Source organism: Sphingobacterium sp. JB170 (assembly GCF_900163865.1).
In the GTDB taxonomy this organism is placed as follows: domain Bacteria; phylum Bacteroidota; class Bacteroidia; order Sphingobacteriales; family Sphingobacteriaceae; genus Sphingobacterium.
The window spans coordinates 1-23,573 of the sequence record NZ_FUKU01000055.1 but is presented as its reverse complement, the minus strand read 5'-3'; the positions used below and the strand labels follow the sequence as shown (position 1 = coordinate 23,573).

Annotated in this window: 21 protein-coding genes; 3 read left to right on the top strand and 18 right to left on the bottom strand. The window is 40.9% G+C overall.

The annotated features are described in order from the left end of the window. Positions 1-353: 353 nt before the first annotated feature. The 11 genes from FM107_RS14135 to FM107_RS14085 form a co-directional block, all read right to left on the bottom strand. Positions 354-2,345 carry a BACON domain-containing protein gene (locus tag FM107_RS14135; protein ID WP_086949131.1) on the bottom strand — a complete coding sequence of 664 codons (1,992 nt, stop codon included), beginning with the start codon at positions 2,343-2,345 and terminating at the stop codon, positions 354-356. Between the two features lie 2 nt (positions 2,346-2,347). Continuing rightward, positions 2,348-3,523, bottom strand: coding sequence for an endonuclease/exonuclease/phosphatase family protein (locus FM107_RS14130; RefSeq protein WP_086949130.1), 1,176 nt, complete (start codon positions 3,521-3,523; stop codon positions 2,348-2,350). 4 nt (positions 3,524-3,527) lie between these two features. Next, complete coding sequence (locus FM107_RS14125; protein WP_086949129.1) at positions 3,528-5,303, bottom strand: RagB/SusD family nutrient uptake outer membrane protein; 1,776 nt, start codon at positions 5,301-5,303, stop codon at positions 3,528-3,530. Between the two features lie 28 nt (positions 5,304-5,331). After that, positions 5,332-8,820, bottom strand: coding sequence for a SusC/RagA family TonB-linked outer membrane protein (locus tag FM107_RS14120; protein WP_179204496.1), 3,489 nt, complete (start codon positions 8,818-8,820; stop codon positions 5,332-5,334). Between the two features lie 299 nt (positions 8,821-9,119). Further along, on the bottom strand, positions 9,120-10,259 hold the full coding sequence (locus FM107_RS14115) for a FecR family protein (protein ID WP_086949127.1): 1,140 nt from the start codon (positions 10,257-10,259) through the stop codon (positions 9,120-9,122). Positions 10,260-10,358: 99 nt separating this feature from the next. Then, positions 10,359-10,937 carry an RNA polymerase sigma factor gene (locus FM107_RS14110; protein ID WP_086949126.1) on the bottom strand — a complete coding sequence of 193 codons (579 nt, stop codon included), beginning with the start codon at positions 10,935-10,937 and terminating at the stop codon, positions 10,359-10,361. Between the two features lie 655 nt (positions 10,938-11,592). Continuing rightward, positions 11,593-11,979, bottom strand: a complete 387-nt coding sequence (locus FM107_RS14105) for a hypothetical protein (protein ID WP_086949125.1) — start codon at positions 11,977-11,979, stop codon at positions 11,593-11,595. 12 nt (positions 11,980-11,991) lie between these two features. Continuing rightward, positions 11,992-12,639, bottom strand: a complete 648-nt coding sequence (locus tag FM107_RS14100) for a cyclic nucleotide-binding domain-containing protein (RefSeq protein WP_086949124.1) — start codon at positions 12,637-12,639, stop codon at positions 11,992-11,994. 457 nt (positions 12,640-13,096) lie between these two features. Continuing rightward, entirely contained in the window at positions 13,097-13,309 is a 213-nt protein-coding gene (locus FM107_RS14095) for a hypothetical protein (RefSeq protein WP_086949123.1), read from the bottom strand. A gap of 17 nt (positions 13,310-13,326) precedes the next feature. Next, entirely contained in the window at positions 13,327-14,037 is a 711-nt protein-coding gene (locus tag FM107_RS14090) for an FAD-binding oxidoreductase (protein ID WP_256959549.1), read from the bottom strand. Positions 14,038-14,116: 79 nt separating this feature from the next. After that, positions 14,117-14,992 (bottom strand): AraC family transcriptional regulator, encoded by an 876-nt coding sequence (locus tag FM107_RS14085; RefSeq protein WP_086949122.1) that lies wholly within the window; start codon positions 14,990-14,992, stop codon positions 14,117-14,119. A 171-nt stretch (positions 14,993-15,163) separates the two neighbouring features. Here FM107_RS14085 and FM107_RS14080 point away from each other — a divergent pair, with 171 nt between their 5' ends. Then, entirely contained in the window at positions 15,164-15,445 is a 282-nt protein-coding gene (locus FM107_RS14080) for an IS66 family insertion sequence element accessory protein TnpB (RefSeq protein ID WP_256959548.1), read from the top strand. Between the two features lie 209 nt (positions 15,446-15,654). On the opposite strand, the gene FM107_RS14075 is transcribed toward FM107_RS14080, so the two are convergent. Beyond that, positions 15,655-16,161, bottom strand: a complete 507-nt coding sequence (locus FM107_RS14075; RefSeq protein WP_086949121.1) for a hypothetical protein — start codon at positions 16,159-16,161, stop codon at positions 15,655-15,657. A gap of 642 nt (positions 16,162-16,803) precedes the next feature. Here FM107_RS14075 and FM107_RS14070 point away from each other — a divergent pair. Beyond that, a complete protein-coding gene (locus FM107_RS14070; protein ID WP_086949120.1) occupies positions 16,804-17,241 on the top strand; it encodes a DUF417 family protein in 438 nt (145 codons plus the stop codon). Positions 17,242-17,551: 310 nt separating this feature from the next. Here FM107_RS14070 and FM107_RS14065 read toward each other — a convergent pair whose 3' ends face one another. The 5 genes from FM107_RS14065 to FM107_RS14045 all read right to left on the bottom strand — a co-directional run bounded on the left by FM107_RS14065 (position 17,552) and on the right by FM107_RS14045 (position 22,731). Further along, the gene (locus FM107_RS14065) at positions 17,552-18,238 is read right to left on the bottom strand and encodes a hypothetical protein (protein ID WP_086949119.1); all 687 of its coding nucleotides are present in this window, start codon (positions 18,236-18,238) and stop codon (positions 17,552-17,554) included. 753 nt (positions 18,239-18,991) lie between these two features. Further along, entirely contained in the window at positions 18,992-20,638 is a 1,647-nt protein-coding gene (locus tag FM107_RS14060) for a WG repeat-containing protein (protein ID WP_218779005.1), read from the bottom strand. A 126-nt stretch (positions 20,639-20,764) separates the two neighbouring features. Further along, positions 20,765-21,409 (bottom strand): hypothetical protein, encoded by a 645-nt coding sequence (locus tag FM107_RS14055; protein WP_143559497.1) that lies wholly within the window; start codon positions 21,407-21,409, stop codon positions 20,765-20,767. Positions 21,410-21,748: 339 nt separating this feature from the next. Beyond that, positions 21,749-22,444 (bottom strand): hypothetical protein, encoded by a 696-nt coding sequence (locus FM107_RS14050; RefSeq protein WP_086949116.1) that lies wholly within the window; start codon positions 22,442-22,444, stop codon positions 21,749-21,751. Between the two features lie 26 nt (positions 22,445-22,470). Next, positions 22,471-22,731, bottom strand: coding sequence for a hypothetical protein (locus tag FM107_RS14045; RefSeq protein WP_086949115.1), 261 nt, complete (start codon positions 22,729-22,731; stop codon positions 22,471-22,473). A gap of 270 nt (positions 22,732-23,001) precedes the next feature. Here FM107_RS14045 and FM107_RS14040 point away from each other — a divergent pair, with 270 nt between their 5' ends. After that, complete coding sequence (locus tag FM107_RS14040) at positions 23,002-23,277, top strand: hypothetical protein (RefSeq protein WP_086949114.1); 276 nt, start codon at positions 23,002-23,004, stop codon at positions 23,275-23,277. 51 nt (positions 23,278-23,328) lie between these two features. Here FM107_RS14040 and FM107_RS19765 read toward each other — a convergent pair. Then, positions 23,329-23,573, bottom strand: a 245-nt coding sequence (locus FM107_RS19765; RefSeq protein WP_218779004.1) for a hypothetical protein, incomplete at its 5' end; no start/stop codon positions are given.

Sequence of the window (23,573 nt, the reverse complement as noted above, 5' to 3'; positions counted from 1 at the left end):
AACAGGAGGTCGATTGGCTTCCTGTTTTCGGTATTGGGTCTCATACGACTATCCCTTTACAGTTGATCTTGTAGGCTTTTCACCTATCCAGTTCAATTCTCTCCTTGGGTAACTTATGAATCGGGAATATTCCAATAATGTAAAAAGCTGCAACGCCTTTCGTTTGACTTTACATCAACAACACAGACGAACTTAAACGCAGGTAGGAAACAATGTGACCAATTACACCATTACGGTCTCGTGGATTCGCTAAACTCCTTTACAAACGAACTTTAGCTATTTAATAGAAAATCTTCCAGAGCGTTGCCCTGAAAGATTTTCTTGTTTCTCCTGCCAGTAGGCAAGAAGGTAATCTACTTATTGTATTTTATCGAAAAATGGCTTAACCTACTTGTAGCAGACGCAGTTGTTTGTGTCCCGTTTACCGATGTCGCGCTAATATTTATAAGCCTTATTTTTATATTCGCTTGATTAAGTAAGACATCCGGCAGTTTAAAAGTAAACATTTTACCGCTGGCGATCACGTACTCGCTCTCCCCTGCGCTGATCTGACCCGATAACTGATAAGTGCCTACACGGCTCCAGTTGTCTCCATCCAGCGAATATTCCACTGCAAAATCTCTGGGTCCCGAATTTAAACTGCTGTTACCTTCGATCTGTAAAGATAGAGAGGTGTTAATGCCAAGTGTAGAGACGTTATCAAACAACCAGTATCTACCCACACCCCAGCTGTTTACATTATAGGTGGACTTAGAAACACTGGTACCAGAGCCCGCTTTATCTCCTCGATACTTGTCAATAAGGTATATACCGCCTACTTTCGTATTAAAATAAAAACCATCGCTTTTATCTTTTTTCAAAATAGCATCTGCTGGACCTATAGTAGGCGGCAAGTTCCCTGCGCCATCATTAAAATCACCAGCACTCCATTGTTGTTCCCATTCGACTAATGTTTTTGAGAATCCGTTTCCGGCGTTTGGATTCACCGCAATATCTGATTCATTTAGCGGGCGGATTGAGTATTCGCCAAGTTCGCCGTAGGCGCTGTCCTTAATTTTAACGACCAGCCCTGTGATCTTACCAGAACCTTTAGGAACACTTTTCCTACGATATCCAACCGCGCGGTTAGTAATTAGATAAAGGTTATCCCCTAGTATATCCCGGATAGGAGCTGGATAATGCCTTGTCGCATATTCCGCGTAACTCTGCGTAGGATAATATTCGTGGAAGTTTGAATAGCCACCGTGGGGAATAGCAAACTCCACGTCTTTCAATGTAACTAGCGATAAGAGATGGTCATCTCTAAGCTCTTGTATAGAAAGGCTCGCTGGAGAGAACCCAGGATCCCCTTGTTTCTCGAGTATATTGGCAGCACTGATGCCTGTGATAAGCCTATAGCTCTCCCCAGCTTCCTGGAAGGTCTCGATTTTTGCTCCGTCTAAGAGTAGCTGTACTTTATCATATGTGTTAACCGGGAGGGTTTCTAACGTTTCAAAAGCCACGGCAGTATTGTTTCCATCCTGAATGATATAGGTGTTTTTTTTGAAGTTATCGGAGGTTCCTGTGGAAACGATATTTCCTCGGATCGCTATATTCTCCTCAATGTCACCTAGGGGCAGCTCTCTTACGTATGCAAAATCCTTGTCCTGTGGCGGGGAATCATTTCTCGCATCCATTTGCGTGATTATTATTTTGTCCCATATATCCGTCTCTTCTTCCAGAGCTCCCTCATAGGATAAAATAATATGGGCTGTTCGTTTTTCAGCAAGCGTATTAACGGTCGTTTGGAATCGCAGGCTATCTCCATCCATACTCACCCCAACAATCCAGGCATCGTCCACTTCTTTCTCATACAGGATTTCAACACCAATGGCCGATGAGGGAATATTGCTGCTCAGATCAACCTTATGGCTACGAGGTCTGGATACCACCTCCATCTTCTCAAGCTCGAGAGAGATAAAGGGATTCGCCGACAACTGCGTCAGTTCTATTTTCTGATAGCTTCTACCATCTTCGGCCACGATAAAAAATTCTGCAGTCCTTGATTCTATACCCGTGTTTTCAGCGTAGGTAAGGGACAATTTGTCGTCCCCACTCCCTTCCATCTGGTCCACAGTAAGCCATCCTGCTTCAAGCTTACCAACCTTCCATGAAGTATTCGATAATATATCTATGCTCACCGTTCCCTCAGAAGCATCAATTACAGGTTTCAATTCACTCACTTCTAGGGTAGAGGCAGTATTCAAATCACTTTTGCTGCAGCTTGTCAGGAATAGAATCCCCAGGAATATACCCAAATACCAATGCATTCTAGGCAGGGTCTGAAAGTTCATTTTGTCCTTCATAATTAATTAGATTTTTTAATTTCTATATACATTGGATAATGGTCGGAAAATTGATCTGTGTACGCAGATTGAACAATATCAGCATAAACGACATTGCTTTTTAGGAGCTGGTTCACAAAAATATAGTCAATGCGATAACCTTCATTGGTGGTGTTGTTTTTCTCAACAGACGTACTTTTAAATTCAGTATTTAGTAAAGGATAGCTATCAAAGTATCCATATGCTTTACAGGTATTGGTTACGGTGTGATCCCGTTCGCCGTAACGATACCCTGGGCCGAAGGTGTCTCTATCGAACTCATTATGGTCGTTCAAGTCCCCCCCGATGATTACCGGCTGACCTGCGTACGACTGTGCATCATCTAGAATAATCTTGATTTCATCTTTACGGGCAATTTTATGAATATTGCGGTCGTTGTCCAGTTCATATGGATTAAGGTGCACCGAGAACAATCGTATGCCGAAGGTTTCACCACTCACATAGCCGTGGTGTAGCACACCCGTTTTTATTACCTTGCGGATATCCTTGATTTCCTCTTTGGAGGTTATTCCCGTAGGAAATCCCACGGTTTTAGATAATACGGCATACTCATGCCCGTAGGACTTCGCAAACTCGCCAAAAGATTGATCCGTAAAATGCTGCATCTCCTGTAAAAGAATTACGTCAGGGTCGTACTGCGCTACCCATTCAGCAAACTTTTTCCTGAGTGCCGCATCATCTTTGAAACCTTCCTCTACGTTGTAGCTCAATATTTTAAGTACATTTTGTTTCGTTAGGGTAACAGAGATCCTATTTTCTTTTTTCTGGTCAACTTTCAGGGCTACCTTGTGGGAATTGTAACCTGGGGCCACAATATTGGCGTATCCTTCCTTTGTATCGGTATTATCCTCAATTTGGATCAATCCTTGCGCATCTGTAAATCCTTCACCGACACGGATATGTAAGGGAGCCAGTTTCCGAAATGACACTACGTAAGCCCCCTCAATGGGGTTTCCCGAGGCATCTGATACGTTAAAAGTCAGCGATGTTTTGGCTTCCTTTTCACCTGGCGCGAAAGGGCCGGGATCAAACTCGCCGCTGCTCTTGCAACCCATTAGCGTGGGCAACAATAGTAGAATCTGAATCCAGCATATATTAACTTTGGTTATCGTTTTCATTTTTTCGATTGTCAATTTCATAAAATTATTTTCCAGAATTGTCCCAATGGGGGTTTTGCGTTAGGTTTGTATTTAACTGCAATTCCTCGAGCGGCAAGGGATATAGGTAGTCTTTCTGTTCATCCCATTTCTTGGTAATATCAGGCAGGTTAATAATCCGGCCGCTGTTACCATCTTCCAGTACCAATTCCCCAAGCTTCTGATATTGTCTGCCGGGTACCGCTGTAGGGGCATTCCCCTGGTAAATAACCAGATCAATTCTGCCATCTCTATCTAGGTCATAGTCGCCAATTCCTGGAAAATACATACCGTAAAATGGTCTTTCTAACCGCTTGCCTTCCTTCCAGCGCATCAGATCGTCATAACGGAATCCTTCTTTGATTAGTTCAATGCGGCGTTCCCGTCGAATCTCTAGGATCACACCCCGATTTGCTCCCGCATCCGCATTTGGATACTCATCAATTAGAAAAGGATCTGGATTGGAATTGGCGGCTGCTATATCTAAGTTAGGCATGCCGACCCGGTCGCGCAGCAACTTGATACTGCGGTCAATATCACTTTGGTTGAGGCTACCTAATTCTGCCTTGGCTTCTGCAAAGTTTAAAAGAACTTCAGCATACCTGAAAATCGGTATATCGTTAATGCTTCGCCCGGTATCATAGGCTGGGGAAAGCACGTATTTCACATATTGATAACCAGTCATACTCGTAGCAAAGTCCGGAACCGTCGTCTCGCTGCTCCCGATGCGTTTATAGCCGGGGGTGCGGACAGTTTGCGCCAAACGGGGGTCCCTGTCTCTGGTTTCTTCATAGAATTCCATGGTTTGGTAACCTGAGATATCCGTAAAGCGGCTGCCGTCTGTCATAAGATAGCTGTCGATAAGTGATTTTTGCACGCCGGGTCTACCGAATGAGGCTGAAAGCAGGTAGGAATGGGCGGAATGCACCAAGGGAATCGATTCGGTATACTGCCGTGCCAAGATCATTTCTTCCAAGATGGCGTCTTCAGCGGTAAATAGTTCTTGGTATGCCTTGCCGGCATCGCTCGTATAGATATCATATACACCGGAATTCATTAAATCCGCTGAAGCGCTAACGGATTGCTCCAGGATCTCCTGCCAATCCCCTATACCATGATATTTTCTAAAAGTCCCTTCAAATAAACACATGCGCGATTTCAAGGCCAACGCCGTCCACTTGGTGATCAATTGACCACTTTTTTCCGTACTTCCATTTGCGATTGCGAAATCGATATCTTCCAGCATCTTTTCAAACACCATTTTCCTAGAGTCCCTTGGTTTTTGTAAGTCTTGGTCATCTACCTCCAATACCGTCTCATACCAGGGAACATCTCCAAAGCGGACTATCTTCTGGAAATAAAAATAGGCCCTAAAAAACCGGGCGATGCCATCGTAATGCAATCTAGCCTGTTCATCCTCGCATTGATGAGAATGCGCTAGGAAAAAGTTGATACGCCGTAACGCAGTCCAAGACCACCCCCCTCCGCTGCCTGGTGTTATCCGGGTACCCCGAAATTCATCCGGCAGGGTGTTACGGGCCTCATCATCGCCTTGGTTTGGGTTAGAATAATAGACATCCAGTGCATCGGGTAACTGATCGTAAAAACCATTGGAATAATTCCGGAGTTCAGCCTCATTACGAAAATTGGTTTCCGGTGACAGTTCTGCCAATGGATAACGTTCCAGGTAATCGTCGTTGCAGGCGGATAATATCAAACTGGAAGTACCCGCAATAGCACAATAAAGGAATATCTTATTTATGTTTAGTCCTATAAGGTTCATAATATACTAATCTTAAATGCCGTATTGATTAAAAAGTGATTTGTGCACCGATGGAATAAGTCCTGCCCATCGGGTAGCTTCTACCTGTTGGGTCAGTCATGACCGCTTCGGGATCTAAATAATCGGTATCTAGCTTACTCCAGGTATGTAGATTCTCTCCACCTATGTAAAAGCGTACTTTGCTCATCTTGACCCGATCAGTCAAGCGTGTCGGCAGAGTGTAGCCGATGGTCAGGTTTCTCAGTTTTAGGTACGCCAGATCTTGCAGATACATATCATTGGCCACCGATAGTTCAGCGTTCTGAGCCGTATAACCGCGCAGGAAAGGAAAGTATGCGTCCGGGTTTTCCGCAGACCACACCTTGCTTGGAAAATCCGTCGGTATAAACGAAGCATACGGACGAGAGTAAACCGACCAGAATGCCTGGCTATTTGGATCTGGATACCAGTTTCTGCGACCAATACCCTGCAAAAATACGGTGAGATCAATGCCACTCCATTGCCCGCCTAGCGTAAGTCCGTAGGAGTACCGCGGCAAGCTGTTGCCAATAATTCGCCGATCACCTGGATCGTCCAAAGTGTTGGAACCGGTATTAATTATCCCGTCCCCATTAATATCCAGAATCCGGATGTCACCAGCCTGTAGCATGCGGAGCTCCTCTGTAGGCGCCTGCACGCGTCGCTTATTGATTTGATCTTGGTTCACAATGGATGCCCAGGCTTGCGCCTCTTCGTTAGTTTTAAAAAGTCCGCCATAAGAATAACCCCAAATTTCGCCCCAACGTTTACCCTCGTAGTGCGAACCTAGACTCCCTGAAGGGTTGTCAAACTTGGTGACGCGAGCAGTATAGTCAGAGAGAATACCAAGAATATTAAAAGAAAAGGGCTTCCCTGCGAGATCAAACCTATCGCTCCAACCGACGGAGAGGTCGAAACCTTTGGTACGCAGGTCGGCAGCGTTTACCTTTGGTTCTCCAGCTCCAAATACCCCTGGCAGCTGCATACCCGGCCCGAGCATCTTACGCGTATCACGGATGTATACATCAGCCTCTACAGTTAAGCGGTTTCTAAACATCGCTAGATCAAATCCCAAGTTCTTGGTCATTACACTCTCCCATGTTAATGTGTTAGCCACTGGCGCAGGAGGTCGGGTTACTGTGAGCCGCTGCCCGTCTACTGCATAACCAATCTGCCCGGTCCCCATAGCGGATATATAAGCATAGGTGTCTACTTCCTGGTTTCCTAGAGAACCATAAGAAGCTCTGATTTTAAATTCGTTGATAGTCGGTTTAAGAGTACTAAAAAAGGCTTCTTCACTAATACGCCAACCGGCAGAGAAGGATGGAAAAAATCCAAACCTGCTATGTTTTGGAAAACGCGAAGTACCATCGTACCTACCGCTGGCCTCGAAAAGGTATTTGCCTTGGTAGTTGTAATTTAAGCGGTAGAAGCCACCGCGAACGGCCCATTCATCAGCACCCCCTTTAAACTGGCGGTTCCCCACAACTAGCCCCAGATCGTTCAGCGATTCGGACAGTAGGTTATCGCCTATACCGCCAATACGTTTGTATGCTCGGTCTTCCTGGTTGAAACCCAACATCGCGCTAACATTATGCTCGCCAAAGGATTTGTTGTAATTTCCAAACACATTGATAAAGTTCCAGTGCGTCTTGGTCATATGTTCATCGAGCCGGTCCGCGCTAAGGGCCGCAAGGTTACTTCTTTCGAGCGTTCCGGGATAAACCGAATAATATTGCGGCGTTTGGCGGTAAGAATAATCGGAGCGGTATTCCCGGTAGGAATAATTAGCTGTTACTGTCAACCCTTCGGTCAGTTTGAATATGGCCTCCGTGGTATTGGTTAGTTCGGTTCCATTGGAATACCCTTTCATCGTACCGCTTTCCAGCGCATTGTGCATGCCATAACCGATAGGGTAGCTATTGATCTGGGTGTATCCGGTGAGGGTGCCGTCGGGGTTCCGGGGCACATAAGCCGGATGATATTGGTACGTCGGATCGTTACTGACACCATTTTCCACTTCGTTGAAATTAGTGGATAGGCCATGCCAGTTATAAGCCGATTTAAAGAAGTGCGTATTGTTGCTTATACTTAACCAATCGGTTACCGAATTCTTTATCTTGGCTCTTAGGTTATGTCGTTTGTAATGATCGGGATTAATATTGAAAATACCTTGTTCTTTCGACGTGGCAGCTGTCAGTGAATACTGCGTTTTCTGATCGCCTCCAGAGATGGTCAGGTTATGATCCTGTTTGGGACGGCTATCATCGTAGAGGTAATTAAACCAGTCGAAATTTGCATAATAACGGTACATGTCCTGTCCACTGGCATTTTGTTTAATCACCACCCAAGGTCGATCCGGATGTTCCGTCTTATCGTCGACCCGGTCCCAAAGTTCTTTGTAATCTTCCTCGCTATAGCGGGTCGTACCATATCCCAATGCGTTGTACATCGCATCGTCACTGATCTTCGCATTCCAATAACCAGAAGTAATATAATCGGTATTTGTCGCATGGGTGGTAACGCCCATATTGGTTGTATACGCTACATTGGTCTTGCCATCTTTGGCACTTTTGGTAGTTACCAATATGACACCAAACGCTCCGCGGGCTCCGTACACAGCTGTCGCCGAAGCGTCTTTCAGCACCGTTACCGATTCTACATCGTTCACATTGACGCGGTCCAACGTACCTAGGATACCATCGATAAGCACCAGCGGTCCTCCCCCATTTATGGACGTTGTCCCCCGAACGTTTAGGCTACCGCTAGTACCTGGTCTTCCCGATCCAAAGGTCACGTTGAGGTTAGGGACAGCTCCCTGAAGCGCCTGGCTAAGCTGCGTTACCGGGCGCTGCTCAAAGTCTTCACCAGAAATCTGGCTAACAGCGCCGGTAAGGTTTACCTTTTTCTGTGTTCCATATCCGACAACGACAACCTCATCCAGATCACTAACGTGCTCGGTTAAGGTAACGTTTAGCATCTGGCTATCAGCGCTAACGACCGATTCAACGTTTTCATATCCTATACTGGAAAACAGCAAGACGACTGGTCCCGCTTGGGTGATCCTCAGCCGGTAGAAACCTTCGGGGTCGGTAACGGCCACCAAATTGGTGTTTTTTAATTTGACCGTTGCACCTGCTATTGGCTCACCCTGCCTATTGTGGAGAGTCCCGGTTAATTCTCGTTCCTGTATCGTTAGGGGTTCTTTGAGATCCTCCTCCACCTCGCGGATGAGAATATTATTGGCAACGATCTTATAGGAAAAGGGCAGGCCAACAAAACATTTCGTTAGGGTTTCTTCAACCGAAGCATTTTCAACTTTTAAGTTTATTCTGCGATCTTTCAAAGTCTCGCTATCGTATACAAACACATAGTTCGTTTGCTTTTTAATCGCTTGAAAGATTGCTTCCATGGTTTCATCTTTCACATCGATAGTCACTTTTTGTGCAAAGCTGCTTGCACTAAGCAGTACAAAAGCGAGCACTAAAACACCGATCATAAGATTGGACCGCACAAAAAAAATATCGCTGGCAATCAAATTATTATCTTTTTTTATTTGAGAAAAAAAGGATAATATTCGTGGAGACGGCCGTTTTAAAATCCGGCCAGTTGCACACAAGTTAATTTTCATTAAATTTGTATTCTTTGGGTTAATAATTAATGTATCTGTAATAACGAGTTTTAAGGTTTAACTCAATTTTTACGCCTTCTGATAGCCGTCAGAAGGTGTTTTTTTTGTTATTCCCTTTTTATATTGTTTCTTCCATTGTTTAAGATTTAGGGTTGTAAAATGCATATTTATGAATGGATGATGATTTTCTTCACACCATCCTTAGTTTCTATTCGATACTTCAAGTTAAAATAGGTTAATATTTCCAATGCTTGCGAAGCATTGACGTTCCGGTATACCTCCCCCCATAACTTAATAGCGGGCTCCTCCCCTTCAAATTCAACCTCAACATCATACCATCTGGACATTTGGCGCATGACGATCTCAATATCGGAATGATTGAAACGGAACAAACCATCTTTCCATGCCACAGCGTCACCCGCTGCAACGTTTTTCACCATGAGTTTGTTATTCTTACCCAAGGAAGCTTGTTGCCCGGGTTTAAGAACAGCCGTCCTTTTCGTCTTTTTCTCTAGGATTTTTACCGACCCTTCAAGGAGGGTGGTTTTTGTCGAGGGTTCATCGTTGTAGCTGTTGATATTAAAATGCGTACCCAGCACTTCCACAACCTGATTGTCGGTGATGACCTTAAACGGACGATCGGCATCTGGAGCTACTTCAAAATACCCCTCTCCCTTCAATTCAACCAAGCGTTCGCCTGCCACGTTACTTGTATTATACCGTAAGGAAGAAGCCGCGTTGATCCAGACCTTGGTCCCGTCCGGTAAAGTAACATGATATTGTCCTCCCCTAGGCGTTGTGATGGTATTGAATGAAGGTTTTGACAAATCGGTTTGCTGTTCACCGCTCTGGTATACAATCTGCCCATCCTCTGTTTTGTAAACCATTTGCTCAGCCTGTTGAGCAATGGTTCCTACAGCCTGGTCGTCGAGAAGAACTTCAGAACCATCGGCCAACGTCAATGTCGCCTTGTTACTTCCCGGCATCACGTCACTGGCTGTTACTACCACCGATTTTGAGGATAAATTTTTAGCATCCGGCACGTTACGAATATAAATAAACAGTCCGCAGATAATAGCTACTGCCGCCGCTGCTGCATAGCCTCTCCAAGCAATGGCGGGCCGCCGGACTGGAACCGGCAATTGCTCCCGGATAGCCTGTATATCGTGCTCAATCTCCTGTTCGGATATTGTAATTTCATCTTTAATATCCTTGTTGTACCAGCTTTCTATATAAGCACGCTCCTCCTCCGTGCATTTATTTTCTCGGTAGCGTTTTAATAAGTCTTTTAATGCTCTTTTCTCCATATTATCTGGGACATCTCGCCCCGGTCTACATTACTATAGTCAAGGCAAGTCGGCTTAGGGCGTAGAAAAAAAATAAAAAAATGTTAGGGATGTCTCTTTCTATACAAAAAGAGTCACTAGAAAAGAAAATAAGGGCCGTAATTTTACACGCAGCACCTTCAAGGCATTGTTTACCTGCTTTTTTACTGTCGCTTCCGATATATCCAACTCTTGGGCAATCTCCTTATGGGTAAGATTCAGCTGGCGACTCATACGAAATATTTCGCGCATTTTTTTCGGCAAACAATCCACTTCACTTGAAATCAATCGCTTAAGTTCTTTTTCTCGCACTAAATGATCCGTCTGTACAGACTCGAAATGGAAAATATCTTTTTGTGATTCCAGGTAGGTAGATTCTAGCTTTTTATGCGTGATGCAGTTGATGATACGGTAACGTATAGCCGTATATAAGTAGATTGATAATTGGGTTTGAAGTTGCAATTTAGCACGGTTCTTCCAAAATGAGGTAAACAGCTCCTGAATCAGGTCTTTTGCTTCTTCCCTATCATTCAATTTTTTCCGGGCATGGACATAAAGTACACCTGCATATCGATCATAAATCTCCATATAGGCTGCATGATCGTCATCTGCAACCAGATGAACCAATGCTTCATCTGAATATGACCGATACTGCGACATCTGTTTTATTTCTTAAAGTTAGTATTCTCTTTCGCTCAAACTTGGTCTTAACAACACCGTCAAAATTAATACAAGTATTGTAAATTAATGGTTAATATAATATTAACAATATATTACATATAAAACAAGCGAAGTAAATCTAATTTTCAGGTGTTCACTGTATTGTTGCATCCAATCGTTAAGGTGCAATAAGCAAATAATAAATGCACCGTGTAACCAGCATAGAAAAAAAGAAAGAAACCAATCCAAATACAAGGGCTATTGAAGGTAAATTATTACACCCAAAAGAAGTAATTTTTCTTTGTCACACGGCATCATGAAGTAACCAGCGAAAGGTGTAATTTAAAAAATAATTGTGCTCAACACACTTACTCCCAATATATTTTAATAGACTTACTTGCAACAACGGTTTATCCAAAGATATCTGCCCTACTAACTACACATTTGATTGCGGACTAATTTTCTTATCGTTCGGCAGATACAGGTCCTTTATGTCATTGGGACTTATGGTCTTAATATTCTGCAGACAAAGAAAAGAGGAGCGAGATTCAATCTATTAAATAAATATTTAATCTTTAACTTTATACAAATTATACTGTTATCCATGTAACCAAAATTACTGGTGGCGCCTATTACAAGCTAACACTATGACGATTTAAAAACTTTGCCAACCGGTGCCTTCACTAACTCCCTTTTGCCCTCTATTCTCTTCGATTATGCTCCACTCCATATAATCAAAATGTATCCCATGACGTAAATAATTATTCCATCGCCAAAAACAAAGCGGATTAATGGTGTATAGCCGATATAACTTCTGATTTTCAGCGCTTGGAGTGGTCTCTTTGATAAAGTGTTTAAAACCAAACGTCGAAAAGCCGGGACTTTTAAAAGAGAAACTCTGCGTCATTGTGAATGATCCATCTAAGTTCGCATACTTGAAATGGCCTTCATCAAGTTTATGGGCAATATACTTGTTGATAATTGGTAAATTAGGAATCGTAAGTATAATTAATCCCGTTATGATAACTGTTTTCATTTTCATATCGTTATTTTTTTAGTTACATGGGGAGCTGTTAACTGGGGCATTCGCTTGATTCATTGATACTCCAGAAACACCCGCACTGTTTATTTGGTTCAATCTTCCATATAAACCGGCAGGTGTAGTAAAACCAATCGGGCTATCTGCGACACTGAAAGGTTTAGTCGATGGCAATGCAGCATTAAACACATCAATTGCACAAGCTATACAATTATAATTATTTAGATCATATTGACTGGCACCTTTGCATGCGGACGTGTTACATACATTACGAAAAGTACGCTCATCCACGGTGACAGTGTAACTTGCATGGCTTCGTCTTGTTGCAGGAACCTCCTCACCTACTGCAGAGCCTACAGCATTTTTAGTTCCGGTTATCCAAGTATATGTAGATATCGATATTGCGAGATCACCTTCGGTTAAGAGCCACGAGGTATGCTCTTCTCCTTTATCATTGATACAATAAACTCTTACACAACCACTTAGGATGAAATGTATAGATTTATTGATCTGATGGAATTGTAATAGGTCGCATTTTTTTTCGGACCGAGTAAGCTTACCATGCAACCGGATTTCGTCAGTCAGTTCTTGGCCAAGCGGTTGAATATTATTAAATATAGCAAGTATTTTATCCTGCACGACATCAAGGCTAATGCTTTTCATTCTAAAACAAAATTAAGTATGCTGAGAAATCCTCGTAAAGTTGGTTGTGTTATTATTGTCTGCATTTATAGCACTGTAAAGTTACTAAATAATTCATAAAAGATGAAATAACAGCAGCTTGAGAACCATTGCAGTTAACGCACGCTAAATGATCTGCGAGACACTATATGAGGTAGGTGTATAAGTGGATAATTTCAAACGCGTATTTTTAAATTACGCCGTTGAATATAAACATTGTCTAGCTAGAGATATTTAAATTGACCTTCAAGCAGTCGAAAAAGTAAAATAAAGTGTTAACCATTGAAAGTCTTATTAAGCCAATTAACTTTCGAAATGAGAATCGACTTTAGTGTCTTTGCAGTCGATGCCTTGCGTTCAGACTAGTGTTTCAATGCAAAATTTATCCATTCAGATGTTTTGAAGTATTGAGAAAAAGTCTCTAGAGAAAAGAACCTGTTTAAAATAACAGGTTCTCGCAGTCAAAACCTTTATCCTGTAAAAGTTTAATTATTAATTCTGCTGACACTCCTTGCGGACTATCTATGCGTAAAATTTTGTCGCAATCTCCAAGGTCAAAGTTCCATTGCGTTTGTGGAAGTTTATCCAAATGTGGTTTTAATGACTGAACGTCATTATCCGTGAATACGGATGTTTTAAATACATAAATCATGATACTGAAATTTAATCTTATAATCCTTTTTTTCCCTCAAGCCAATAACCTTGAGAGAATATTTTACCTGCGGTTTTGTTTTTCAAAATCTGTCTGAACGTTTGAACAGATTTTACATTTCCTGATAAAACAAAACTTGCGGTAGCCAAATCCAATGTCTGAAAAATCGGTAAATTGCTTATCCATTCTTTATTTCTGAAAGAGCCGTTTTTAAAAAATATGGTACAGTTTTCCAAGCCTAATAATTCTGGAACATTTCTGTTTTCTTCGTCCAATTCAAAATAGAATTGAAATTGATGTTGGCCTTGTCTCAAAAAAGATAGAAACGAACAAGCAAGTCCTAACGAAGTTTCATCACCAACAATAAACTGCTGTTTTATGCTTGGTTCGTAAAACTTTTTTCCTCTCGGTGGACTAATAAACAGCTCGTCATTTGTTTTTAATGAATTGATAAGCTGGCTGCCAATTCCACTGCCGTGAATATGAAAAACAATGTCAAAAATTCCATTTTCCTTATCGTGATAAGCAATTGTATAATTTCTAAACTCTGTTTCACTTACACGAACTACGCTTGCGAAACCGATTTGAAAACTCCATTTTGATATATCACCTTGAAAACGTATCTTTTTTATTTGTGGACTCAAATAAGATATTTCTACAATTTTCACATTTGGTCGTAAAGTATTTCCAAATAAATTACTGACCCATTTGGGTATGCTTGAAATCATTGTTTGTTATTTTATAACTCACTGCAAAGGAACAATGAACAATAATATCAAACAAGGCAGGAAAGTGGTAAGTATTGGATTATTCACGGTTTTTGTTCCGAAAGGTCAAAGCCGGCATTTCCGCAACTTTAGTAAACAATCGGGAAAAATAAGGGTAATCATCATAACCCAATTCGGTTGCAATTTCTTTTACCGATTTGTTAGAATGAGAAAGCAAACGTTTTGCCTCTAAAATAATACGCCGTTGTATGTGATACGTAACAGAATACCCTGTTGTATTTTTGACACATTCGTTCAAATAAGCAACGGAAATGTTTAATTGCTGTGCGTATTCTATTGGACGTTTCGCAGTGGTAAAATTCCCTTCCAACAAGGCTCTGAAACCTTTTGATACAATTTCAAAGCGTGAAAGGTTGCCGATCGGTTTTGGTTGGACTAAATATTGTGAAGCAACTAAAGCAACCAAAGTGTTGCAACTGCCTTTTAATAACGCATGATATAGTTTGTCGTTTTTTCTTTCAAAAATTTTTATGCTCAAAGAAACCGCTTCGGATATAATAGAACACACTTCTGCTTTTAATGATAAAGGTTTTGCTGGTGTGATGTCTTCCAAAAAATCCAGGTATTCTGAATTTAGATTTTCATTGCTGATTGCCCAAATGCTTACAACTGCGTTTTTAAACGACAAGGTTCGATGCACCTGATTTTGATGAATAAAAATAACTGATGACGGTTTTAGGGTGTGTTTATGAAAATCAATTTCAATTGTAGTTGTTCCTTTTTCTTGCAAGAAGAACAAATGATATTCGTCCCTGTGTGATTGTTTTATATTTTCAAATTCCTCAAAATGTTCGTAAGAATGAAAATTCTTACTCGTCATTCTTCCAATAAAAATTTCTGTGCCGATCGTATTGGCAATAGAATTTACAGGTATAGAATTTGATTTTTGTCGCATTGCTTTTTATTCAAGTTCGATATGCTAATATAGTAATAAGAAGTTGTTTACCCCTGCCGCCCCAAATGCTGTAAATCAGGGTTATTCTTGATACGTTCCATTCCAATTTCGACGTATCCGCCCTATGATCCACGTCTATGGATCATCTTATGGCGTCGGTAGCTTTGCTGGATGAGCAAAGAAGAAAAAAGAGCACAGCTGTTTGCGATGATACCAGACTGGCCGCAGAGCGGTATGAGCAAGAAACACTACGGCGAGGAAAATGGAATCAATGAGGCTACGTTTTATTACTGGTTTTCGCGCAGTAAAGAAAACGACACATTCAGCGACGCCTTTGTTACGATCGATAAGGCTTGCAGAAAAGGGGATGTTGAGGTTATCTATCCCAATGGGGTGCGGATCAATGTAGATACCGATCTTGGTTTACTTTCGCTGCTGATCCGTCTTTACTGATATGTTTTCATTGACAAAGATTGAAGAACAGAAACGCCATTAGAGATCTTACTAGAAAATTAAAGGACATTTTAATCTGTTGTCCTAATTCTCAAAAATCGGTGCACCATGTACCAAAAAACGCCCCGATACTATTCGATCGGGACGTTTTTATTATACATAGGTAGCCTACTGGTACCTACTACATTTTATCAGACAAAGATTATTTATTATTTAAATAAATTACCAAGTGTATCTCCTAATTTTCCGTCTTTAAGTGCGCTCATAGCATCATCTAAGCCCAGTTTTCCATCACCGTTTTGGTCTAATGCAGCGGAAGCATCACCACCAGTCAGCGAAGCAAAAATTTCACTGATGTTGAAATCACCACTTTTCACTTTCTCAGAGATTAGGGTGATAACCTTTGGAACAATTGTACTCGCAAAACCACCCGCGGCTGAAGCATCTAGGCCGACGTTTGAATTTAATTTAGTGCCTAGCGACTCCGTAATGTTTTTCACTACGGGATTCGATGTCAACGAATTGGCATCAGTGTTGCTGAACAAGTTCGTCAGATCTCCTAAATTCCCACCAGAGACTGCTGATTTAATTCCATCTATGAACGAAGAGCCTGTTTCGCTCGCTACCTTTCCCGCCAAATCGTTGGGTATTTGTTCATTACTCCCGACTTCCTGTGTCGTAAATTGCTGGATTACTTCTTTAATTTGATCAATCATATTTTCGCTTTTTAAGTTTAACGGTAATATAGCAAAGAAAGTATTGAATTGCCGTTTCTTTTCTATCAAAAATGATGCCTATAGATCTGAACTTACGCGGGATAATATGCTTCTCGGCATCGCACCCCGATGTGGAACTAACCCAAAAACTGCGATCTCAACAATCTAACTGAATTTTCGACTGAACATTAATGCTAGGTTTTGGTGTTATATCTCGAAGAGATCAACTAAATGAGTTTTCGATATTTGTAAACCGTATTCTCCATATTCTAATTGATACGAACAATTGAATTACGATAAACAGACCAATAACGGCTAGTGAAATATACTTACTCGTATCGAAGGTTAATCTATAGGAGAGAAACAAAAGAAATTCTGCAAAATATATCTGTCTTAAGAAAGTAAATAAATTTTACAGGAAGTTTTAATGAGCCTGAATCAAAACGTCCTGCGCCTTGAAATTTGCCCCTTACTCCTACTATGTTCCCGATTCCTTTATAAGATCTTCTATAAGAATAAAAATTAGAACGCGAGCAATTCCATTTTACTCGATTAAAGGTAATTTCGTCATATGTTAGGGAAATATAGACTACTAACCAAGCTATTCTTATAAATACCTTTGTTTTAACAAATAAAAGACCGATGGAAAATTCAAATAGCATAAAAATGCCAAGTACCGGACTATTAATCATGATACTAGGTGCAGCAATTGTTCTACTATGGATTGGTATTTTTAAGTTTACATTAACAGAAGCCAAAGGAATTAAATCGCTTATTCAAGCTCATCCTTTGATGAGATGGAGTTATAACGTATGGTCCATTAGAACCGTTTCAATTATAATCGGGATAATAGAAATTATCACGGGATTAATGCTATTGATAGGAATAAAAATAAAAAGTAGCTTAAGATGGGCTGGATTGTTAATGATCTTGATTTTTGGATTTACAATTAGTTTTTTATTTACAACTCCTGGAGTATGGAAGACGGTAGATGGAGTGTTTGTGACGGACTTTTTTATTTTGAAAGATTTAGTCTTTTTAGGACTTGGTGTAGCCTTATGGAAAGATACTATTAAGTGACCCTTCTATCCTACAGAACCTGATGATAGATTCCACTTCACGTTTATGTGTAGGTATGTATTGACATTGTAAACAAATTGTCTTGTAGATCTACTGATAACAACTCTGCCCAGCGAATTACCTTTCTTTGGTAATCCGCTATCTTTTTGCCGACCACCAATGGTTTTTGAACAAATTCTAAAAATAAGCACCATTTTTCCATAGAACCAATATTCAATTTAAGTTAACGTCTTTTATAAAAAGATAACTATTAAGATAAATGTAAGGATATTGCTAGCAAGCATTTTTCACGCCCGTTATCTGATTGTAGTTAGTAGCGGTCTTCCCGGAGAAACACATGCTTATTCTTGGGAAATAAGAATATTAATAAGAAAAGTGTAGTAATTCCTACTTCTAATATCTCGGCATTCTTTCCTGATGGAATTAAAAGGATAGATGCGAAAAGAACCAAACATCCAACCACTTGGTACAATCTTGCAATTGGTAATCCAAACCGATCGACAATCTCACGGATTTTACCGTTCTTCTCATACAGAATCGGGAGCAGAATTAAATAAAAACTCGTAACCAAAATCAATAACTGCGAAAACACGATCTTGTTCACTTTAACTCCCCCAACAATTAGGTTGTGCAAGTTCGTTTCGCCCTGCCCGTTATTAGCTTTAAAAAACTCTGAGCTTTCAACCCCAAAGATCCTTTGCCCCCAGCTGATCTCTTCCCCAGCAATAAATAATGAAAATAAGGCAATCATAATCATTGTAAGCTTAAAGTGAAATGTTTTTGCTTTTCTCAAAGTGGCATAGTTATATAGCGCATACATAGCTGCCACCAACATGACCAATACCGTCCAGTTTTCAACGAAACCGTCTTCCGCCACATATACCTCTTCGAACAAACTAATATCGATGCGTGCGATGATTATACCTGTACAGACTAACGTAGATATAAAAATAAGTACTATAATTTCTAGTACTGTTAAATGAGAAGTTTTAAACATTTTGTAAAGATAAATAATACTATTCGAAAATCTGACTTTTAGATTTTATTATTCAATAATTCAATCGTGTTGAAATGCCAAATTATCTGAATTTTGGACCCAAACGACTGGGAATTAGAGCCCGGAAAACATTTTAGCTTTTGGTAGTTCGCACCATCTGATTCCGATAAGCAACCGGTGATTTGTCAGGGTAACTTTTAAAGAATTTACTGAACGTCCCAAAATCAGGGAAACTTAGTTCTCATCGAGCAATTCAATAACCGAAAAGAATATCTTAAAAAAATTGATCAACTGACACTGCCGATTTTATTTGCAAGTCCAAATCTACTAATTGAACTCATGGATGCTTCAAGAATTTTCCGAATAATTATTTCTGTTGCTCTCTTTTCTGTAGGTAAACTTGCCCATCCAAAAAGACCTAAACACCCCACAACAATCGCCAAGAATGCAAATAGAACGGTCGTTATTGCCGTTCTTTGTTCAGCGTCATACTGAGTTTTTAAGAAAGAATCTAGGAAATCATAACTAAATGGAGCGTCTGAAATATGACTATTATATGTTCTTTGATACCGAGCTATTGTCTCCTTAAATGGCCAGTATTAAATCGAACCATTAAATTACAAATCGATCCGTAATCATTATGATGTGGTTGAATGCCTTAATGCATCTAAGAAAACGGAGGTACCAATGAAGTTGCTTCTTTGTGAAGTTTCTGGTACAAAACTCGAACCACTACAAGAAACCTAATTCAATCTATTTATCTTCAAAATTTCTCTTATAACGCAACATGCCGGTTTCGGGGTCAAGGTGCCATGGATAAACCATACTTGCAGAAAAAGTGTTGATAACCTTGGTCGAATTACCATCAACTTTTATAATCACATAGGTTTTATTCGCATATTGGGTCTCCTTTTTTTCTGCGATTGTTGGGTAATGCTCGCTCCAAATAGCCAGATACAGGTTGTCACTGGTTTTATCAAAGGGTTTGATATCCGAATACATCCCTGCTGGGATAATTTCTTTTCCTTTGCGGTTAAATAATCCAAAATGCTCTTCCATACCGTTTCCCACTTCCTTCTCTTGGGTGACCAGCACATGCCCTGTTTTTAAAACTTCAATATTTTGATAGACTCCAGGCAGCAACTCCTGCCCTCTCCAATTGACGAGACTATATGTCCTGCTTTCTTTTTCGGCCACGTTTGCTTTTGTGTGGAGGTACAGAAACCCAAGGGGCGTAATACGGCTGATAACCTTTTTGCTCTGTTTGTTGACTATCCGGACAGGTAGTTTTATAGCACCACTCAAGCTGTATTGGTGACTGGCCTGGGTAGGCTCGCCATCGTGGGGGATCACCATAAACACATCAAAAATGCCCTTGATTTTGTTACGAAACCTCCCTCCGTAGTGTTCTTCCAAAATAGCAATATCTTCTGACTGTGGGAATCGGATGACGCCATTTACTCGCTCTAATTCCGTATGTTGTGCTGGAATAAGGATCTCGTTTCCTTTTCTCAACCCAGTTTTTCCGTTTTCGGTAAATACCCGGTACCCCAAGCTGTCCAAGTAACTGTTTATCTCATTACTGGTCATCCTTCCCGAACCCACGTAGGACGGGTCGATAACCTGAGACATTGAATCCAGCTCGGGCAGTGCAAGTAAGCTGTCAATGGCCATTGTCTTTTCTTCCATCTTTTTATGCGCGTTTTTTTCCAGAAAAGTATCAATCCGTTGGAGTTGATGGTGTTGGAAGCCGTCCGAATAATTGGTTGCTAATTTGGATGCAAGCTTGTTAAACTGCAGGTCGTAGATATCGTGTCGGCCCTTTTCCGGAGAAAATTGAAAAGCATTCCCTTTAAATTGCTCGTAAAAACTGCCTTGGCTACTATCGATCTTCTGAAACGCTGTGTAAAACGGTATGTTTTTATATAATTTCCGTTCTGTTGTGACAATAGGTTCCAATGTAATGATATACGTGTATCGGTGTGGAAGGATTTCTTTGCCTTCCCGATCGATGATGCCCTGAAAAAAGGTGCTGTCGCGAGAAATAAAGTACTGTTTACCTTCCAACTCGTAAGACATTAGATCATAATACCGCGGTGGTATCACAAACTCGCCCCGCTTATTGATTACGCCATAAAAATCGCCCTGCCGCACAATGGATTGCCCATCACTGAAGCTACGGGCACCATCGTATTGAAAGCCAATGACCACGTTGTTGTTCGCTTCGATAAAGCCCCATTTATCACCTTTTTTTACCGCGGCAAGGCCTTCTGAAAAACTCATGGCGTCGCAATAAAGGGGTGCGATGTCCTTGCTTTCGCCCTCGATACTTATAAAACCGTGGGTATATTCTGTACAGTTGCCATAAGTCGAAAACAGCTCTTGGCTATGTGCTGACATAACGGCGATCAATGTTAAAAATGTGATAAAATATTTCAATTGAACCATATTCGCTTCGTTGATGTAAAAGGGGATGTTTTTTAGTGAACGATTATCACTCAATGCTTTTAAACAGTTTCGTCAACGTTATTTGTTTTTCTTTTCGCTAAAAGAAAATTCTACAAGACCATCTTCCGAAACAAACGATTTATGGTGGGCTCCTAGTTCTTTTGCTTTTACCGCATTTGTTTCCTGTTCAAAATCGGTGCTGTTCACCTCTTCTTTTGGTTTGGCAACATCACTCGTTTCCACACTTTTGGAAATGTGATAGGTGCTATCTTCAATCTTTACCACTTTAAACCAGCCAAATCCACCTTCGCTTCCAATAACATTGCCTTTTTCTTTATACACCCTATAATTCCCAAAGTAAACATCCCCTTCAGAAATGCGGGCTTTTTCTGTAAGTTCCTGTTGGTATTTTTCCGCTTGTTTCGGAGCTTGTATTCCTTCATAAACAAGAGATCCAATGATGCCAAAAGCAAGCAGCAGAAATAGCCAGCCAACGATGGTTACTTTAAAGAAAAACGGGGGGCTGGGAGCTTCCTTTACTTTTGTTGTGCAATTGGCTTTCATTTCGGTCGTCCAAAGCCTTTTGGGTATTTCCTTGCCCTGCACAACATCCCAATATTCGCCAAAGGCTTGCTTGGTATGGGATGTGTGGAAAAACGATCTTCCCTCAGTGCGGAATAGAACCAGTTCCATCGCGTTTCCAGTTTTATTAGGATTTTCCAATCCTTCGGTTTTATGGGTGGCTATTTGATTTTGTCTAATGCTAAAAAACATATCACTTGATTTATAGTATAGGGTTATTAAATATTGTTGATCCTTTTTTTGTTATCGGCACGAAAGTATTTCAGTTACAAGTTCAGTTCGCTATCGGAATGCATTTCGATCGATATTTTTGATTTCGGTAGTTTCATGGTAATCGGATTTTTTACGTTCTATATCGTGAAAAATTAATATAGATCTTGCAAAAGGCAAGCTGGATCAAGATACCAAACCCGAGTAATATCTTCTTGAATTTCATTGATTTTAAAAACCCGTTAATTAATTGTCCTTTTCTCGCCATCATCAAAGTCTTCCTCCCATCAAACGTTGTTTTAATCCTCTTGGTTCGAATACCCACACCAAGTCCGTAGCACATGCCCCTTCGCCCACTTGCTGCACTGCAAAGTAGGAGTCGCCATTCTTGTAATAAGTGAAATGATTATCGGCGTGTAAAATACTCCAAAGAAAATCCATCGAGATATAGAAATAGGTGTCTTTCGAGCCTTGTAAGAAGGCCACTGCTTTTACAATTTCTGTATTGGGTGTTCCGCAGTCCGCTCCGAAAAAAGCACGGCCATTGATGCTTTCGATAGCATCCCTCCCCTCGTCATAGATCATATTCTTATCAGAGGGATCAAATGTTTCTAACGTGTAAACAATATTAAAAATAGTGTCCGCTACCGGTTCCAACGCCTCTAGTACTTTAAGTTGAGATTTGTGGATATATCCCGATGCATGCTGCGTCATATCCGGTGTGCAGTCAAAACAATAGGGTTCTTGGCCGAAATATACACGCACCCATTCGGTTCCCGGGTTATCGTCTGCATAATTTTCGTCAATCAATACCGCTATGTTATTTTGCAATGGGGAAGAAATTTTTGCAATAGAGTTCGGTGCTATCCTCACATCTGCACAACCATCGTCACTACTTACCACGGCAAACTGTGCGTTCGTCGAGTACACAAAAAGTAGCAAGCTGAAAGTGAGTATTAATTTCATCTGTTTAGATTATTTATTTTTTCGGCTTAAAAATTAAACTTCCCCTCAAAAAATGCCCCGATCAGTGGAGCCGGCGTCAAAGCATCGTTATTGGCTGCGATATTGCCGAAAATTAACAATATCAAGGGTAGAAAACCAATCAACGCAAAAATGAACACGCCCAAGCCCTGTACCAAATGATAAGAAGCGAGGGCACTCTTTCTTTTGCTGCTTTTGTATTGCAGATAGGCAATAACCCACCCAATGATAGTGACGTAAGACACGATTGAAATGGTTTTTGCAGTCATAATTAATTGATTTTTTGATTAAAAGTTTCAAAAGCAAATTTAGGAAACCTTTCTTTCTGAAACGATTTTTCACGGCATGTACGGCGACTACATGTCTACGGAAAACGTCTACAAAGCATCTACAAAATTGATCTCATTGGTAAAGCACCCCCATTTTCATACTTTTCATGGATGAACAGATCGTTGTTTATAGGTATCCTCGCACTGGTCACTATCCTGTTCTGCCCACATGGAATACAGGCGTAGTCCGTGCTTATGTACTCCTAGAACATGGTTATTGACGATCCAGGTACCACCAACGGAGATCGGATAAAAACCATGTCGCGATTATCCCAAAATAATGGCCACCCAAAACGACTTGAACTAAGCCTTGACATCTATCCGGGAAGCGAAAAAGATGGACGCTATGATGCTTTGGTACAATCGAGGTTGAGTTATCTGCATGTACAAAAGGATAGTTTGAAGTTTGCCTTTCAAGCCATAGGCAGTGCTGAGTGGTACGCATCCCGTACCACAGATAAAATAGCAAGGACATATGCATCTTAGCGAGGCTGGCGGGAGCATGTTGTAGGAAATACCGACAAGGCCTACACAAATTTATTGGAAGCGCTCCGTCTGCTGGTAGGCGACGGTACAGATCTTTATTGGAGCAATATCTACCATTACCTTACCGCCATACACGGCTATTGGGGAAACACCGAAAAGCAATTGCTTTATACCAGGCTTTGCCTCAAAGCTGCAGGCTCTCAATTTTTGACCGAAATTGTCAAATGACAAGTCATGCGACAAATGTGATGCCTTCCTTTGTTTAAATAATTTAAAAAGATATGAGTCAAACAATT